Here is a 15,743-nt window from a genome sequence, read left to right on the forward strand (position 1 = left end):
CCCACCCTGGAATGCATTCCAGGGTGGGGGCGGGCTTGTTCGCGAAGACTATTGTTCAGCCGCCGATGATTTTCATGATGGTTGCGCCGCCGGAGAACGCCACTTCCTGCTTGTCGCCCAAGGCTTTCACCAAGAGGCGTTGCAACGCCGGCAGGGCCTGATGACGCGGCTTGTCGAGCAGGTCGCCGACATAGTGACGGTTACTCGATGACAGGCAGCCATGCAGCCAACCGGTCGACGAAAGCCGCAGACGCGAGCACGTCCGGCAGAACGGCACGCTTTCGTTGGCTATCACGCCGAAATTGCCCAGGCCGGGAATCGCATAACGCACGGCCGTGGCGTCCACCGGCGCGTCGGTTTGCGCGTACTCGTAGCGCTCGCCGATCAACTCCAGCAGTTGTTGCAGGCTGACGAACTGTTGCAGGAACGCGTTGGAGTCGTTGGCCAGGTGGCCCATGCGCATCAGCTCAATGAAACGCAGCTCATAGCCACGCTCCAGACAGTAGTCCAGCAGCGGCATCACCTGATCGAGGTTCTGCCCGCGCAACGGCACCATGTTGACCTTGATCTTCATCCCCGCCGCTTTCGCCTGATCCATGCCATCAAGCACGGTCGCCAGATCACCGCCACGGGCGATGCTGCGGAACGCACCGGCGTCCAGGGTATCGAGGGAAACGTTGATGCGGCGCAAACCGGCATCGACCAGCAGCGGCAGCTTTTTCGCGAGGAGTTGACCGTTGGTGGTCAGGCTGATGTCTTCCAGGCCCATCTGGCCGACGGCGGTCATGAAGGTTTCGAGTTTGGGGCTGACCAGCGGCTCGCCACCGGTAATGCGCAGACGCTCGATGCCGGCGGCTTCGATCAGATACGCCACGCCGCGTGCCATGGCCTCGGCCGACAGTTCATCCTGCGCAGCGACCAGCCGCTTGCCGTTGGGCACGCAGTAGGTACACGCGTAATTGCAGGCTGAGGTCAGGCTGATGCGCAAATTGCGAAAACGCCTGCCTTGACGGTCAACGATCATGATCACTCCGGCGGTGGAAAATCGAGCGGCTAAAACTTGACTCAGAATTCAAGTTTTAGCAAGCCCTATGCCTGAGTATATTCCTGCGGTACGGCGTCATGTAGCGAAATAATGGCGCCATAAGGCAGCTGAATGGCTCAGCTGCTCGGGGTTTCCGGATCGCGCTTGCGCTTGTTGCCCATGCGCACGCCGATGTCCATCAGGAACTGGAAGAAACCTTCCTGATCTTCCAGCACGTTGCTCCAGAACGGCGAGTGATACAGCGCCACCGCGCCGTGCACCAGCGCCCAGGATGCGCAGTAGTGGAAATACGGCGGCACGTCTTCGAGCTTGCCTTCGCTGATGCGGCCCTTGATCAGCAGGGTCAGGCGTTCGAAGTTCGAGGCACGGATCTTGTGCAGTTCCTCGACCATTTCCGGCACCTGATTGCCCTTGACCACCTTCTCTTCGAGGCGGTCAAACAGGCGATAACGCTGCGGATCGCGCATGCGGAATTCGAAGTAGGCACGGGACAGCGCTTCCTTGTCCTTGTCGACATCGGCCGAATGCAGCAGCTCGTTCAAATCGCGCTCGTAATCGAGCATCAGGCGCAGATAGATCTCGGCCTTGGACTTGAAGTGCTTGTAGATCGTGCCTTTGCCGATACCCACGGCATCAGCAATCATCTCGACGGTGACACTGTCTTCACCTTGATCGAGGAACAGCTTGAGCGCGGTATCGAGAATTTCTTGCTCGCGGCGACGAAACTCACGGACCTTACGAGGTTCTTTGTGCATAAGAAAAGGTCTGAAGGGTCAAAATTCGAAGCCGCGTATTATGCCTAACTTGCGCAAAAATGCACGGATCATCCGACCATATCTGTGTTTCTTGTTCATTTTGCGAACGTTTGAGGCGCAATGAGAACTCAACTGAAGCGAACGTATTCCAAATTTGTTTAAAAACCCCGACCGGCTAACTGGACTGCACGCCAGACTGATCAATACTTGAACTGTCGGGCGGCATCTCCCCCAAGTGCCGCGCCGGTAAAGGTACCAAAGGACCGCGTGCCTTTGTTTTACTCCTAATGGTCTTAACCCGGATTCACCCCCCAGAACCCGGGTTTTTTTTGCCTGCGATTTGGCCAGGGCTTACAGGGCAGATTTAACACTCGCCAGCGGGAACAGACGCTTGAAATTCTCCGTGGTCTGCTCGGCAAAACGCTCGTAATTCTCACCGCGCAGCATCGCCAGAAACTCCGCCACTTCGCGAACATATTGCGGCAGGTTCGGCTTGCCGCGATAAGGGATCGGCGCCAGATACGGCGAATCGGTTTCCACCAGCAGACGATCCGCCGGAACCTTGCTCGCGACATCACGCAGCGCATCGGCATTGCGGAAGGTGACGATGCCCGACAGGGAAATGTAATAACCCATGTCCAGCGCAGCCTTGGCCATGTCCCAGTCTTCGGTGAAGCAATGCAGCACGCCGGCCTGGGGCAGCGCAGCTTCGCGCAACAATTCCAGCGTGTCGGCACGGGCGCCACGGGTGTGGATGATCACCGGTTTGCCGGTCTGTTGCGCAGCTTGCAGGTGCAGCCGGAAAGACTCTTGCTGCAACTCGGCCGCTTCCGGCTCGTAGTGGTAATCCAGACCGGTTTCGCCGATCGCCACCACTTTCGGGTGATTGAGTTCGTGCAGCAGCCAGTCCAGTGCAGGGGCTGCGCCCGGCTGCACATCCAGTGGATGCACGCCGACCGAACAATCGACGTCGACATAACGCTCGGCCAGCGCTTTGACGTCGGCGGCGTTGTCGGCACTCACGCCGATGCACAGAAAGTGCCCCACTCCGCGTGCGCGGGCAGCATCGAGTGCGGCATCCAGCGAGCCGTCATGGGCGGCAAGGTCGAGACGATCAAGGTGACAATGGGAATCTACGAGCATAAAAAATACGGCTACTTACATCGTATGAGTGGGACGGTCGGACTTGAGGGCTCCGGCCAGATGGGTTTCGATGCGACTGCGCGCGGTGTTGTCGCCATCGTTGAACTGCACGCCGACACCGGCGGCGCGATTGCCTTGCGCCCCTTTTGGCGTGATCCACGCGACCTTGCCGGCCACCGGAATCTTTTCGGCCTCGTCCATCAGGTTCAGCAGCATGAACACCTCGTCGCCCAACTTGTAGCTCTTGTTGGTCGGGATGAACAGGCCACCATTCCTGATGAACGGCATGTACGCGGCGTAAAGCACCGACTTGTCCTTGATGGTCAGGGACAAGATGCCGTTGCGCGGCCCAGGGCTGATCGGTTCATTCATGTTGACCTCCACTGCTGATGTTCAGAGTCTAGGTACACATTCTTATCTTTGGCCAGGCAATCCCGCCCATTGCACCAGCAACGCTTCCAGCAGCAATGCCGCGTTGAGGTTGGCCTTGCTCAGGACTTTCTGTCGCTGGGCGAGAATCCAGTCCTGAATTTCCAGGACTTTGCCTTGCGCACTCTTCTGCGCCAGATACTGCACGACTTTACGCATGTCCGTCAGACCGAGGCCAGTTTCATCCTGCGTCAACTGATAGCGCAGGATCAGGCTCGACCAGTCGCAGAACCAGTCGAAGAGGCGCAGCATCGGAATGCTCTTCCATTCTTCGGCCAGTTGCGTCGGCGATTGCTGCTGCTTGAGCAGTTTTTTCACGCCCTCGACCACTTGCGCGCGCTGCTCGCGCACGCCCTGGGATTGCAGACTGACCGCCATCAACGGCGAACCGGCAGCCAGCGTCAGCAGTTCGACACGTTCCTCTTCGGAACAGTCCGGCAGCGCCTGGGCCAGCCATTGCAGGCTCATTTCCTCACCCGGCAATGGGCAGGCCTGCTGCACGCAACGGCTCTTGATCGTCGGCAGCAAACGGCTGGTCTGGTGACTGACCAACAGCAACACGGTATCGCCCGAGGGCTCTTCAAGGCTTTTCAGCAAGGCGTTGGCGGCGTTGATGTTCATCGACTCGACCGGCTCGATCAACACCACTTTGCGCCCGCCCAGTTGCGCGGTCTGCACCACGAAACTGACCAGATCGCGCACCTGATCGACCTTGATTGCCTTGTCGGCTTCTTCCGGTTCGAGGATGTAATTGTCCGGGTGACTGCCGGCCTTGAGCAGCAGGCAGGATTTGCACTCGCCACAGGCTTCCGGCGTTGGACGCTGGCACAACAGGCTGGCCATCAGCCGCTCGGCCAGCGCCCGTTTGCCGATGCCGGCCGGACCGTGAAGCAGATACGCGTGGGCATGCTGAGCGCGACCGGCCAGTTGCTGCCAAAGGCTGTCCTGCCATGGGTAGGCTTCAGCCACGAGCCAGCTCCAGCAAGTTCGGGAGCAACGTGTCCAGCGATTGCTGAACCTTGGCCAACGGCTGACCGGCGTCGATCCGCACGTAACGCGCCGGATCAGCTTCGGCGCGCTTGAGGAACGTACTGCGCACGGCCTCGAAAAACTCACGGCCTTCCAGTTCGAAACGGTCCAGACGACCTCGGGCGCTGGCACGGGCCAGGCCGATTTCCACCGGCAGATCGAAAATCAGTGTGAGATCCGGACGCAGATCTCCTTGTACGAATGCCTCCAGCGCGGCGATTCGCTCCAGCGACAAACCGCGACCGCCACCCTGATAGGCGTAAGTCGAATCGGTGAACCGGTCACACAGCACCACCGCGCCACGGACCAGTGCCGGGCGAATGACTTCAGCCAGATGCTGGGCCCGCGCAGCGAAAACCAGCAGCAGTTCGGTGTCAGGGTTCATGACTTCGTCGGCCGGCGCCAGCAGCACGTCGCGAATGCGTTCGGCCAGTGGCGTGCCGCCGGGCTCGCGGGTCAGCACCACCTCGATACCGGCGGCGCGCAGGCGCTCGGCGAGGTATTCGCGGTTGGTGCTTTTGCCGGCGCCTTCCGGGCCTTCCAGGGTAATAAACAAGCCAGTCACAGGCAGTCCTTAATCAAAGTCATTGCGCGTTTTGTGGGGCAGCGGCTTCCGGAGTCGAGGCAGGTTCCTGAGGTGCAACCTGAGGCAGCGATTCCGGCGCGGTGTCCGGGGATGCCGCAGGAATCGCGTCCTCAGTCGGCGTCGCTTCAGGGGCTGCCGCCGGCGCCGGGCTGGAGCGGTAATCGGCACGGCGCTTGAGCTGGAACTCGCGAACCGCATTGTTGTGCGCATCGAGGTCATCAGAGAAAACGTGGCTGCCATCGCCACGGGCGACAAAGTACAGGCTGGTGCCGTCCACCGGGTTCAGCGCCGCGTGAATTGCTTCGCGCCCGACCATCGCGATCGGCGTCGGCGGCAAGCCGGGAATCACGTACGTGTTGTACGGCGTCGGCTCTTTCAGATGCGCACGGGTCAGTTTGCCAGTGTAACGATCACCCAAACCATAGATCACCGTCGGATCCGTCTGCAATTGCATGCCCAGTGCCATACGACGCACGAAGACCCCGGCGATCTCGCCGCGCTCCTGTGGCACACCGGTTTCCTTCTCGACGAGCGAGGCCATGATCAATGCCTGATACGGCTCTCTGTAGGGCGCATCGGCCGAGCGTTTTTCCCACTCATTGGCCAGCACTTCGTCGAGACGATCGAATGCCTTTTTCAACAGTTCGGCGTCGGACATGCCGCGAACGAAGCGATAGGTGTCAGGGAAAAAACGCCCTTCCGGGAACAGCCCTTTATGACCAATCTTCGCCATGACGTCGCTGTCGCTCAGACCATTCAGGGTCTGCTCGATCTTTTCATCTTTCGCCAGCGCAGCTCGCACTTGATGGAAATTCCAGCCCTCGACCAGCGTCAGGCTGTACTGAACAACTTCGCCACGTTTCCACAAGTCGATCAGACCGTTGACGGTCATGCCCGGCTGCATGCGGTATTCACCGCTGTGGATCGGGGTGCCGGCGAGGTTGAAACGCCAATAAACCCGCAACCAGAACGCGTCCTTGATGACGCCGTCGGTTTCGAGCTCAAGGAAAGTACGGGTCGGTGTAGAGCCTTTCGGCACATCCAGCAGTTCTTCCTGCTTGATGTTCAGGGGCTGTTCCAGTGCGGAGTGAATCTTCCAGGCGCTGGCGCCCATCAGCAGCCCTGCCAGAACCAGTCCGGTTTCCAGCAGCAGCAAAAGTTTACGTCTCACGAATCAGGCATCCAGTAGCGCGCGGGCAATGGTTTGCAGTTTACGGGTGAGCGGGCCAACCGGCCAGCTCAGAGCAGCACAGGCGCGTACCGGCCAGACGCCATAAACGCTGTTGCAGAGAAAGACTTCATCAGCCCATTGCAGCTGTTCGAGGCTGATGTCGGTAATTTGGGTGGGGATGGCCAACGACTCGGCCTGAAACAATATTTCGGCGCGCATCACACCGGCGACGCCACAACGCTTCAAGTCCGGGGTGATCAATACGCCGTCGCGCACCATGAACAGGTTACTGAACACGCCTTCGATGACCCGCCCCGCCTGATCGAGCATCAAGCCTTCGGCGTGCTCGCTGTCCTGCCACTCGGCACGGGCGATGACTTGTTCAAGTCGATTGAGATGCTTGAGTCCGGCGAGCAGTGGCTGTCTGGACAAACGGTTACTGCAGGGAAACAGGCGAATGCCTTGTTCAGCGTTAACCGCAGGATAAGCCGCCGGTGGATTGCCTTGCAGAATGCGTCGGCCCGGTGCCGCGGGATCGGGTGCGTAACCGCGCAAACCGTCGCCACGCGTCAGGATGAACTTGAGCACACCTTCGCCCATGGCTGCCGAGTAACTCAGCAGTTCCTGGCGAATCAGCTCGATATCGGCGGCGATGGCCAGACGCGCACAGCCGTCGGCCAGTCGCGTCAGGTGCCGATCCAGCAAGATCGGCTGACCGTCATGCACGGCGATGGTCTCGAACAGACCATCGCCGTAAGCCAGGCCGCGATCTTTCAGCGACAGACTGTCAGCCGGTTGACCGTCGACCCAGCAGTCCATCAGCCGGCGAACCGGCGGAACGCCAAGGTGCCGTTGGTGCCGCCAAAACCGAAGGAGTTGGACAACACGACATCGATGTCCATGTTGCGCGCGGTGTGCGGCACGAAATCGAGATCGCAGCCTTCATCCGGCTCATCAAGGTTGATGGTCGGCGGCGCCACCTGGCTGTTGATCGCCAGCACGCTGAAGATCGCTTCAACCGCGCCTGCCGCACCCAACAGGTGACCGGTCATGGACTTGGTCGAACTGACCGCCAGTTTGTAGGCGTGATCACCGAACACCGACTTGATTGCGTTGGCTTCGGCGAGGTCGCCGGCCGGCGTCGAGGTGCCGTGGGCGTTGATGTATTGCACTTGATCGACATTAATCTTCGCGTCGCGAAGCGCGTTGGTGATGCAGCGAGCTGCACCGGCGCCGTCGGCAGGTGGCGAGGTCATGTGGAAAGCATCGCCGCTGGTGCCGAAGCCGATCAGCTCGGCGTAGATGGTCGCGCCGCGCGCCTTGGCGTGCTCGAGTTCTTCAAGCACCAGCGCACCGGCACCGTCGGACAGCACAAAACCGTCACGGCCCTTGTCCCACGGACGGCTGGCACGGGTCGGCTCGTCGTTGCGGGTCGACAGTGCACGGGAAGCGCCAAAGCCGCCCATGCCCAGACCGCACGCGGCCATCTCGGCACCGCCGGCAATCATCACGTCGGCTTCGTCGTACATGATGTTGCGCGCCGCCATACCGATGCAGTGCGTACCGGTGGTACATGCAGTGGCGATGGCGTAGTTAGGCCCCTGTGCCCCCAGATGGATGGACAGGAAACCGGAAATCATATTGATGATCGAGCCTGGCACGAAGAATGGCGAGATTCGACGCGGGCCCGTCTCATGCAGGGTACGGCTGGTTTCTTCGATGTTGGTCAGACCGCCGATCCCCGAACCCATGGCCACGCCAATGCGCTCACGGTTGGCGTCGGTGACTTCCAGACCGGCATTGCGAACGGCTTGAAAGCCAGCCGCCAGACCGTACTGAATGAACAGGTCGAGCTTGCGCGCTTCCTTGACCGACAGGTATTCCTCGACATTGAAGCCCTTTACCGAGCCGCCAAAGCGGGTGGAATAGGCAGAAAGGTCGGTGTGTTCGATCAGACCAATGCCACTACGGCCAGCCAGAATGCCCTGCCAACTGCTCGGCACATCCGTGCCCAGTGGCGACAACATACCCATACCGGTGACTACGACGCGTCTACGCGACACAGCACTCTCCTTTTTCAAATGACGACGACTTTGCATCAGGCCTAAAGAAAAAACCGCACGCCATGATGGCAGTGCGGTTTTTCCATGACAGCAAACAACGATTACAAACTATTACGCCTGGTGGCTAGTAACGTAGTCGATTGCAGCTTGTACAGTAGTGATCTTTTCAGCTTCTTCGTCAGGGATTTCGGTCTCGAATTCCTCTTCCAGAGCCATCACCAGCTCAACGGTGTCAAGGGAGTCGGCACCCAGGTCTTCTACGAAGGAAGCGGTGTTGACCACTTCTTCTTCTTTAACACCCAGTTGCTCGGCAACGATTTTCTTGACGCGCTCTTCGATGGTGCTCATACCTTGTTTTCACTCCTAATGGACAAATTCAGGCAGCTGGCCAGTGGGTAAGTGTATAGAAAGACTTTTCAGCTTTTCAACTGAAAGCTTCACTCCTCAAACCCTGCAGCCCTCTGCCTATAAATAGATTGCAGCTTTATAACGGATTTTAGACAGCTCGTATGACATTTTTTTGAAGCAATCCGTCACATTTTACTTACATGTACATCCCACCGTTCACCGGGATTGTAGCCCCAGTGACGTATGCCGCACCGTCGGATGCAAGAAAAGCGACCACAGAGGCGATCTCTTGAGCTTGTCCCAGACGACCCAGCGGAATCTGCGTCTGCAAGGCTTCACGCTGTGCTTCAGGCAGCTCGCGCGTCATATCGGTGTCGATAAACCCTGGGGTTACCGAGTTGACCGTAATCGAACGCGAACCGACTTCACGCGCCATTGCACGGCTGAAACCTTCCAGACCGGCCTTGGCGGCTGCATAGTTTACTTGGCCTGCGTTGCCCATGGCACCCACCACCGAGCCAATACTGATAATTCGACCCCAGCGCGCCTTGGTCATGCCGCGCAGCACGCCCTTGGACAGGCGATACAGACTGTTCAGGTTGGTATCGATCACGTCGTACCACTCGTCGTCTTTCATGCGCATCATCAGGTTATCGCGGGTGATACCGGCATTATTGACCAGGATCGCCACTGGAGCACCGAACTGCGCCTGAATGCCTGCCAACACCGCAGTGACCGACTCATCGCTGGTGACGTTGAGTTCGAAACCTGCACCCTGAATCCCGTTTTCCTTCAGGGTCGCAGCAATGCGCTCGGCGCCCGAAGCGGAGGTAGCGGTGCCAATGACGATGGCGCCCTGACGACCCAGTTCCAGTGCGATAGCCTGGCCGATGCCACGGCTTGCGCCGGTGACCAGTGCAACTTTACCTTGCAGACTCATGCAAGTTTCTCCTGATTCAGGCTTGCGCTGCACGGGCGGCAGCGAAAGCGTCTGGGGTATTGAGGTTGGAAGTCGCGACGCCTTCGGCGCAACGTTTGTTCAGACCGGCCAGTACTTTGCCCGGGCCGCATTCGACCAGATTGGTCGCGCCCTTGGCCGCCAGCGTCTGTACCGATTCGACCCAGCGAACCGGCTTGTAGAGTTGTTCGAGCAGATCACGCTTGAGGGTTTCCAGATCGGCCGGTACTTGCGCGCTGACGTTCTGCACCACCGGAATCTGCGGCGCCTGCCAGTCGATGGCGGCGATGGATTCGGCAAATCGCTCGGCCGCCGGGCGCATCAACTCGCAGTGCGACGGCACGCTCACTGGCAGCGGCATGGCACGCTTGGCGCCGCGCGCCTTGCAACCTTCGATGGCGCGCTCGACAGCAGACTTGGCACCCGCAATAACGACTTGGCCCGGGGAGTTGAAGTTGACGGCGCTGACCACTTCACCTTGCGCAGCTTCTGCACAGGCTGCCAGCACATCAGCATCTTCCAGACCGAGAATGGCAGCCATGCCGCCCTGCCCGGCCGGAACCGCTTCCTGCATCAACTGACCACGACGCTCAACGAGCTTCACGGCATCAGCCAGAGTCAGGCTGCCGGCAGCGACCAGCGCACTGTATTCACCCAGGCTGTGACCGGCAACGAAGGCCGGACGCGCGCCACCTTCATCCAGCCACAGACGCCACAGGGCGATCGAGGCGGTCAGAATGGCCGGCTGGGTTTTATCGGTTTGATTGAGCAGCTCTTCCGGACCTTGCTGGGTCAATGCCCACAGGTCGTAGCCCAGTGCATCTGAGGCTTCTTTGAAAGTTTCGAGGATCAGCGGATGTTGCGCGCCCAGCTCGGCCAGCATGCCGAGGGACTGCGAACCCTGTCCTGGAAAGACGAATGCGAGGGAAGCAGACATGTAACAAGCCCCTAATGATCTTGTCGTCGGAAAAATGGCATCCCGCTAGAGGGACGCAAGAAACTGACAGTTGGATGGCCCTTTGAACCGGGCGGTCACATTTAAGCATTGTCCGACGAAAACGCCTAAGACAACAAATCCTCCAGACGACCATGAAGGCGCTCCGGAAGATTTTCCTGAATCTCGATCAGCGCGCGCTGAATCGCACTCTGAAAGCCCTGAACCCCGGCGGAACCGTGGCTTTTTACCACGATACCCTGCAAGCCGAGGAAGCTTGCGCCGTTATGTCGCGCCGGCGCCAGATCAGCCTGCAAGCGCTTCATCAGCGGCAACGCCAAGGCGCCCACGGCGCGGGAAGCCAGATTCTTTTTGAACAGCGCTTCAATCCGCGCCGCAATCATCGTTGCCAGCCCCTCGCTGGACTTGAGCAGGATATTGCCGACAAATCCGTCGCAAACCACTACGTCCGCTTCGCCGCGATACAGGCCGTCGCCCTCGACAAAACCGATGTAGTTGATGCCGCGAGCAGCCTGCAACAGCGTCGCTGCCAGTTTCACCTGCTGATTACCCTTGATGTCTTCGGTGCCAATGTTCAGCAATGCCACACGTGGACGAGCAATGCCCAGTGTCTGCGCCGCCACCGAGCCCATCACCGCGAACTGCAACAAATGCTCGGCACTGCAATCGACGTTGGCACCAAGGTCGAGTAACTGGCAATAACCCTTCTGCGTCGGAATCGCCGCCACCATGGCGGGACGATCGATACCCGGCAAGGTTTTCAGAACGAACCGCGACAAGGCCATCAGCGCACCGGTATTACCGGCGCTGACACACGCTTGCGCCTTGCCATCGCGGACCAGTTCCAGGGCGACACGCATCGACGAGTCCGGCTTGCCACGCAAGGCCTGGGTCGGCTTTTCGTCCATGGTGATGACTTCGCTCGCCGCAACAATTGTCAGGCGCGCGCGATCGGCAGCCGATTGGCCGTTGATCAATTCTTCAAGAAGGGAGGGTTGACCGACGAGGGTCAGGTGCAGCGAGGGGGTAGCAGAAAGGCAAGCAAGGCTGGCCTGAACAATGCTGCGGGGACCGAAGTCCCCGCCCATTGCGTCAATCGCGATGACTTGAGCGGACAAGTGATTACTCGTCAGCGCCCTTGTCGATCACTTTACGACCACGGTATACGCCTTCTGGCGATACGTGGTGACGCAGGTGAACTTCACCGGTGGTTTTTTCTACAGACAGGGTGCTAGCCTCGAGAGCGTCGTGCGAACGGCGCATGTCACGGGCAGAGCGGGATTTTTTGTTCTGCTGAACAGCCATAATTGATTAACTCCTAAACGTTTGGGTCACGCTTTAACTGCGCCAATACACTGAACGGGTTGGACCGCGTTACCTCGTCCTCGCTCGGTTCGGGCTCATCTGCTCCCGCCGGCTGCTGGCATTCTTCCGGATGATGAGCAGGCACAATGGGCAAGGCGAGCAGAAGCTCCTCCTCGATCAGTGACTGCAGATCCAATGGATCTTCGCCCAGTTCCAGCACGTCATAACCTTTCGGTAACGACTGGGTATTCGCACCCTCCTTCACTACAGCGTAACTGCATTCGCTGTGGATCGGCAGGGTGACCAGCTCAAGACAACGCTGGCAAACCATTTTGACTTCGGTGTCGATAAAGCTGTGGATCACCACAGATTTACGTTCATCTCGTTCAAAAACGAATTTCGCCTGCACCGTACCGACATCGTCGGAAAGCGGGTCGCAGAGTCTCTTCAAATCGGCCAGCAGCAGTTCACCTTGAAGGGTGGTGCCACGGTCAGCCAATTTGCGCGGGTCAACGTGAGGTGGAATCGGGTCATTCAACATAGGCGCAGCATTATAGGGATGCACCCACCCATGTCAAAGGAAATTGTGCCCTGTCCGTCACTTGCGCGCCTCCGCTAGAATCTGCACCTGCCTCAGGAGACGCGAATGCTGCCTTTATTACTCGCTTCAAGCTCGATCTATCGTCGGGAATTACTCGCCCGCCTGCACCTGCCGTTCGTCTGCAGCTCACCGGATATCGATGAAAGTCATCGCCCGGGCGAGACAGCCATCGATCTGGTCAAACGCCTCGCCGAACAAAAAGCCCGCGCCCTGGCCGACAGCCATCCCGCTCATCTGATTATCGGCTCAGATCAGGTTGCCGTGCTCGGCGAGCAGATCATTGGCAAGCCACACACCTTCGATAAGGCCCGCGAACAGCTCCTGACGGCGAGCGGCGCCAGCGTGACCTTCCTGACCGGCCTGGCCCTGCTCAACAGCCAGACTGGCCACTGTCAGATCGACTGCGTGCCCTTCACCGTCCATATGCGCCAACTCGACCAGGCGCACATCGAGCGCTACCTGCGTATCGAGCAGCCTTACGACTGTGCCGGGAGCTTCAAGGCCGAAGGTCTCGGCGTAAGCCTGTTCCAGTCCACCGAAGGCCCGGATGCCACCAGCCTGATCGGCCTGCCGCTGATTCGCCTGATCGACATGCTGCTGGCCGAAGGCGTGCAGATTCCCTGACCCACAAAAAACCGGCCCTCAAGGCCGGTTCTTTTTAGCATCGAACGCTTAGCGCAACGAAGGCCCGTGGAAACCCATCCACATCGCCAACTGCTCAGCCACGCTGGCACCGAGCTTCTTCGAGAAACGATCGAACGGCGATTCCTGCACGGTGAAATCGACCAGTTCTTTCTCGCCGATCACGTCACGCGCCACCGAGCTGGCATTACCCAGACCATCGATCAAACCCAACGGAAGTGCCTGCTCGCCCGACCAGACCAGCCCGGAGAACAGCTCCGGATGCTCTTTGTCCTTCAAGCGATCGCCACGACCCTGCTTGACGCTATTGATGAACTGCTTGTGCGTGGTATCCAGCACCGTCTGCCAGAAAGCTGTTTCGTCAGGCTTCTGCGGCTGGAACGGATCGAGGAACGACTTGTGCTCACCCGACGTATAGGTGCGACGCTCGACCCCCAGCTTATCCATGGTACCGACAAAACCGTAACCCGCTGCCGTTACACCAATGGAGCCGACCAGACTGGCCTTGTCGGCATAGATCTGATCAGCCGCACTGGCGATGTAATAAGCACCGGACGCGCCGAGATCGGAAATCACTGCGTACAGTTTGATATCCGGGTGCAGGCCGCGCAGACGCTTGATCTCGTCGTAGACATAACCCGACTGCACCGGACTACCGCCCGGGCTATTGATCCGCAGGATCACACCCTTGACCTTTTTGTCCTCGAACGCCGCACGCAGACTGCCAACGATGTTGTCGGCACTGGCCGGCTCCTTGTCGGCGATCATGCCGGTAACGTCGATCAGCGCGGTGTAGTTCGGGCCACGGGTGGCGCTCTTTTCCATGTCCATCAACGGCGTGAACAGGATCAGGGCAATAAACAGATAAACAAACGTCAGCAGCTTGAAGAAGATTCCCCAGCGCCGCGAACGACGCTGCTCCTGCACGCCAGCCAGCAAAGTCTTTTCCAGCAGCTTCCAGCTTTTCTCGTCACCGCCGTCAGCCTCTGCCTTGGCCGGTGCCTTCCATTCATCGGTCATGCCATCCACCCCAGCAAAATCGTATTAAGCCTGCTGCCCCAGCCAGGCATGCAATTCGGAAAAACGGTCGATCGACAATCGCGGCTCGAACTGCTGCAGCGACTCGATCGATTGCGCGCCGTAACTGACCGCCACAGAGGCCATGCCCGCATTGCGCGCCATTAGAAGGTCGAAGGACGAATCCCCGACCATCAGCGCTTGCTCGGGAGGCACGCCGCAGTGGGCGAGAATCTGCTCAAGCATCAGAGGGTGCGGCTTGCTGGCAGTTTCATCGGCGGCGCGGGTGATATCGAAATAATCTTCCCAACCATTGGCCTTGAGCACCCGGTCCAGCCCACGACGATTCTTGCCGGTCGCCACCGCCAAGTGATAGCCCTGCTCGCGAAACGACGCCATCGACTCGACTACGCCTTCGAACAACGGCGAAGGTACGGCTTCCGCAGCGATGTAGTGATCCGCGTAATACTCGCGAAACAAGGTCATCTCGGCATCGGTGATGTCTGGGTACAAGGTACGGATAGCCTCGGGCAAGCCCAGACCGATGATACCCTTGACGGCAAAATCATCGCGCAGCTCGAAACCCGAACGCGCGGATGCCGAGTGCATTGCCTCGACAATCCGATGAATGGAATCGGCCAATGTGCCGTCCCAATCAAAAATCAGCAGTTTGTAATTAGATGGGCGCACTCAATCGCTCCACGGTCTTGGCCCACATTTCATCGACCGGCGCCTGCAACTTGAGCTCTCCGCCGTCGGGCAGCGGCACGGTCAGCATGTAGGCGTGCAGGAACAGGCGCTTGCCGCCCAGATCACGGATTTCCTTACTGAAACCGTCATCGCCGTATTTGGTGTCGCCGGCAATGCAGTGCCCGGCGTGCAACGTGTGAACGCGGATCTGGTGCGTGCGACCGGTGATCGGCTTGGCTTCGATCAGCGTGGCAAAATCGCCAAAGCGACGCAGGACCTTGAACACGGTCACAGACTCCTTGCCCTCCTCCTCGTCGACCTCGACCATGCGCTCACCGGAGCGCAGATTGCTCTTGCCGAGCGCCGCACGGACTTGTTTGATCGAGGTCGCCCAGTTGCCGCGAACCAGTGCCATGTAGCGCTTGTCGACACCGTCACCGCGCAATGCGGCATGCAAGTGACGCAACATGCTGCGCTTCTTGGCGATCATCAGCAGGCCGGAGGTATCACGGTCGAGACGGTGAACCAGTTCCAGCTCCTTGGCATCGGGGCGCAACTGACGAAAGGCTTCGATAACGCCGTAATTCAAGCCGCTGCCACCGTGAACAGCAATCCCGGCGGGCTTGTTGATCACGATCAGGGCTTTGTCTTCGTAGACAATCGAGGCTTCCAGGCGCTGCAACAGACCCTGGGCCAGAGGCACCGGCTCATCACGCTCCGGCACGCGAACCGGCGGCACGCGCACGATATCACCGGCCTGCAGCTTGTATTCGGGCTTGATCCGACCTTTGTTCACTCGCACTTCGCCTTTACGCAAAATGCGGTAAATCAAGGTCTTGGGCACGCCTTTGAGCCGGGCGAGGAGGAAATTGTCGATTCGTTGGCCGGCATACTCCGGCGAGACTTCAAGCAATTGAACGCCTGGAGTCGAAGGGGCAGTAGTTGTCATGCCGCGGATGATAACAATTTTTATGGAATTGAAGCACTTAATCATTGCTGCTATAGT

Annotated in this window: 19 protein-coding genes; 1 reads left to right on the plus strand and 18 read right to left on the minus strand. The window is 59.1% G+C overall.

What is annotated here, in order from left to right; all coding sequences use genetic code 11:
- Positions 1 to 55 precede the first annotated feature (55 nt).
- The 15 genes from F2P67_RS13530 to F2P67_RS13600 form a co-directional block, all read right to left on the minus strand.
- A complete protein-coding gene (locus F2P67_RS13530) occupies positions 56 to 1,024 on the minus strand; it encodes a GTP 3',8-cyclase MoaA (RefSeq protein ID WP_166220963.1) in 969 nt (322 codons plus the stop codon).
- A gap of 137 nt (positions 1,025 to 1,161) precedes the next feature.
- Entirely contained in the window at positions 1,162 to 1,800 is a 639-nt protein-coding gene (locus F2P67_RS13535; RefSeq protein WP_007908276.1) for a TetR/AcrR family transcriptional regulator, read from the minus strand.
- Positions 1,801 to 2,151: 351 nt separating this feature from the next.
- Positions 2,152 to 2,943, minus strand: a complete 792-nt coding sequence (locus F2P67_RS13540) for a TatD family hydrolase (RefSeq protein ID WP_166220964.1) — start codon at positions 2,941 to 2,943, stop codon at positions 2,152 to 2,154.
- A 15-nt stretch (positions 2,944 to 2,958) separates the two neighbouring features.
- On the minus strand, positions 2,959 to 3,315 hold the full coding sequence (locus tag F2P67_RS13545) for a PilZ domain-containing protein (protein WP_166220965.1): 357 nt from the start codon (positions 3,313 to 3,315) through the stop codon (positions 2,959 to 2,961).
- A 42-nt stretch (positions 3,316 to 3,357) separates the two neighbouring features.
- Positions 3,358 to 4,341 (minus strand): DNA polymerase III subunit delta', encoded by a 984-nt coding sequence (locus F2P67_RS13550; protein ID WP_166220966.1) that lies wholly within the window; start codon positions 4,339 to 4,341, stop codon positions 3,358 to 3,360.
- On the minus strand, positions 4,334 to 4,966 hold the full coding sequence (gene tmk / locus F2P67_RS13555) for a dTMP kinase (RefSeq protein WP_166220967.1): 633 nt from the start codon (positions 4,964 to 4,966) through the stop codon (positions 4,334 to 4,336). The genes F2P67_RS13550 and tmk overlap by 8 nt, the downstream gene beginning before the upstream one ends.
- 19 nt (positions 4,967 to 4,985) lie before the next feature.
- Positions 4,986 to 6,158 carry an endolytic transglycosylase MltG gene (gene mltG / locus F2P67_RS13560; protein WP_166220968.1) on the minus strand — a complete coding sequence of 391 codons (1,173 nt, stop codon included), beginning with the start codon at positions 6,156 to 6,158 and terminating at the stop codon, positions 4,986 to 4,988.
- A 3-nt stretch (positions 6,159 to 6,161) separates the two neighbouring features.
- Entirely contained in the window at positions 6,162 to 6,977 is an 816-nt protein-coding gene (gene pabC / locus F2P67_RS13565) for an aminodeoxychorismate lyase (protein ID WP_166220969.1), read from the minus strand.
- Positions 6,977 to 8,221 carry a beta-ketoacyl-ACP synthase II gene (fabF, locus tag F2P67_RS13570; protein WP_007908259.1) on the minus strand — a complete coding sequence of 415 codons (1,245 nt, stop codon included), beginning with the start codon at positions 8,219 to 8,221 and terminating at the stop codon, positions 6,977 to 6,979. Before fabF ends, pabC begins: the two co-directional genes overlap by 1 nt.
- Before the next feature lie 111 nt (positions 8,222 to 8,332).
- Positions 8,333 to 8,569: an acyl carrier protein gene (gene acpP / locus F2P67_RS13575; RefSeq protein WP_003175607.1), complete on the minus strand. Its 237-nt coding sequence runs from the start codon at positions 8,567 to 8,569 to the stop codon at positions 8,333 to 8,335.
- A 196-nt stretch (positions 8,570 to 8,765) separates the two neighbouring features.
- Positions 8,766 to 9,509, minus strand: coding sequence for a 3-oxoacyl-ACP reductase FabG (fabG, locus tag F2P67_RS13580; RefSeq protein ID WP_166220970.1), 744 nt, complete (start codon positions 9,507 to 9,509; stop codon positions 8,766 to 8,768).
- 16 nt (positions 9,510 to 9,525) lie between these two features.
- On the minus strand, positions 9,526 to 10,464 hold the full coding sequence (fabD, locus tag F2P67_RS13585; RefSeq protein WP_166220971.1) for an ACP S-malonyltransferase: 939 nt from the start codon (positions 10,462 to 10,464) through the stop codon (positions 9,526 to 9,528).
- Positions 10,465 to 10,589: 125 nt separating this feature from the next.
- Entirely contained in the window at positions 10,590 to 11,600 is a 1,011-nt protein-coding gene (gene plsX / locus F2P67_RS13590; RefSeq protein WP_166220972.1) for a phosphate acyltransferase PlsX, read from the minus strand.
- 4 nt (positions 11,601 to 11,604) lie between these two features.
- On the minus strand, positions 11,605 to 11,787 hold the full coding sequence (rpmF, locus tag F2P67_RS13595; protein WP_003179396.1) for a 50S ribosomal protein L32: 183 nt from the start codon (positions 11,785 to 11,787) through the stop codon (positions 11,605 to 11,607).
- A gap of 13 nt (positions 11,788 to 11,800) precedes the next feature.
- Positions 11,801 to 12,328 carry a YceD family protein gene (locus tag F2P67_RS13600; RefSeq protein WP_003204262.1) on the minus strand — a complete coding sequence of 176 codons (528 nt, stop codon included), beginning with the start codon at positions 12,326 to 12,328 and terminating at the stop codon, positions 11,801 to 11,803.
- A 105-nt stretch (positions 12,329 to 12,433) separates the two neighbouring features.
- Here F2P67_RS13600 and F2P67_RS13605 point away from each other — a divergent pair, with 105 nt between their 5' ends.
- Positions 12,434 to 13,012, plus strand: coding sequence for a Maf family protein (locus F2P67_RS13605; RefSeq protein WP_166220973.1), 579 nt, complete (start codon positions 12,434 to 12,436; stop codon positions 13,010 to 13,012).
- Between the two features lie 48 nt (positions 13,013 to 13,060).
- Here the strand turns inward: F2P67_RS13605 and F2P67_RS13610 are convergent, their stop codons facing one another.
- Genes F2P67_RS13610 through rluC form a run of 3 tightly spaced genes read right to left on the minus strand, consistent with a single transcriptional unit; the run spans position 13,061 to position 15,686 of the window.
- Positions 13,061 to 14,050, minus strand: a complete 990-nt coding sequence (locus F2P67_RS13610; protein WP_166220974.1) for a S49 family peptidase — start codon at positions 14,048 to 14,050, stop codon at positions 13,061 to 13,063.
- 24 nt (positions 14,051 to 14,074) lie between these two features.
- On the minus strand, positions 14,075 to 14,737 hold the full coding sequence (locus F2P67_RS13615; RefSeq protein WP_166220975.1) for an HAD-IA family hydrolase: 663 nt from the start codon (positions 14,735 to 14,737) through the stop codon (positions 14,075 to 14,077).
- Positions 14,724 to 15,686: a 23S rRNA pseudouridine(955/2504/2580) synthase RluC gene (rluC, locus tag F2P67_RS13620; protein WP_007950779.1), complete on the minus strand. Its 963-nt coding sequence runs from the start codon at positions 15,684 to 15,686 to the stop codon at positions 14,724 to 14,726. Before rluC ends, F2P67_RS13615 begins: the two co-directional genes overlap by 14 nt.
- Between the last annotated feature and the right edge of the window lie 57 nt (positions 15,687 to 15,743).

Source organism: Pseudomonas atagonensis, assembly GCF_011369485.1.
GTDB classification, from domain to species: Bacteria; Pseudomonadota; Gammaproteobacteria; order Pseudomonadales; family Pseudomonadaceae; genus Aquipseudomonas; species Aquipseudomonas atagonensis.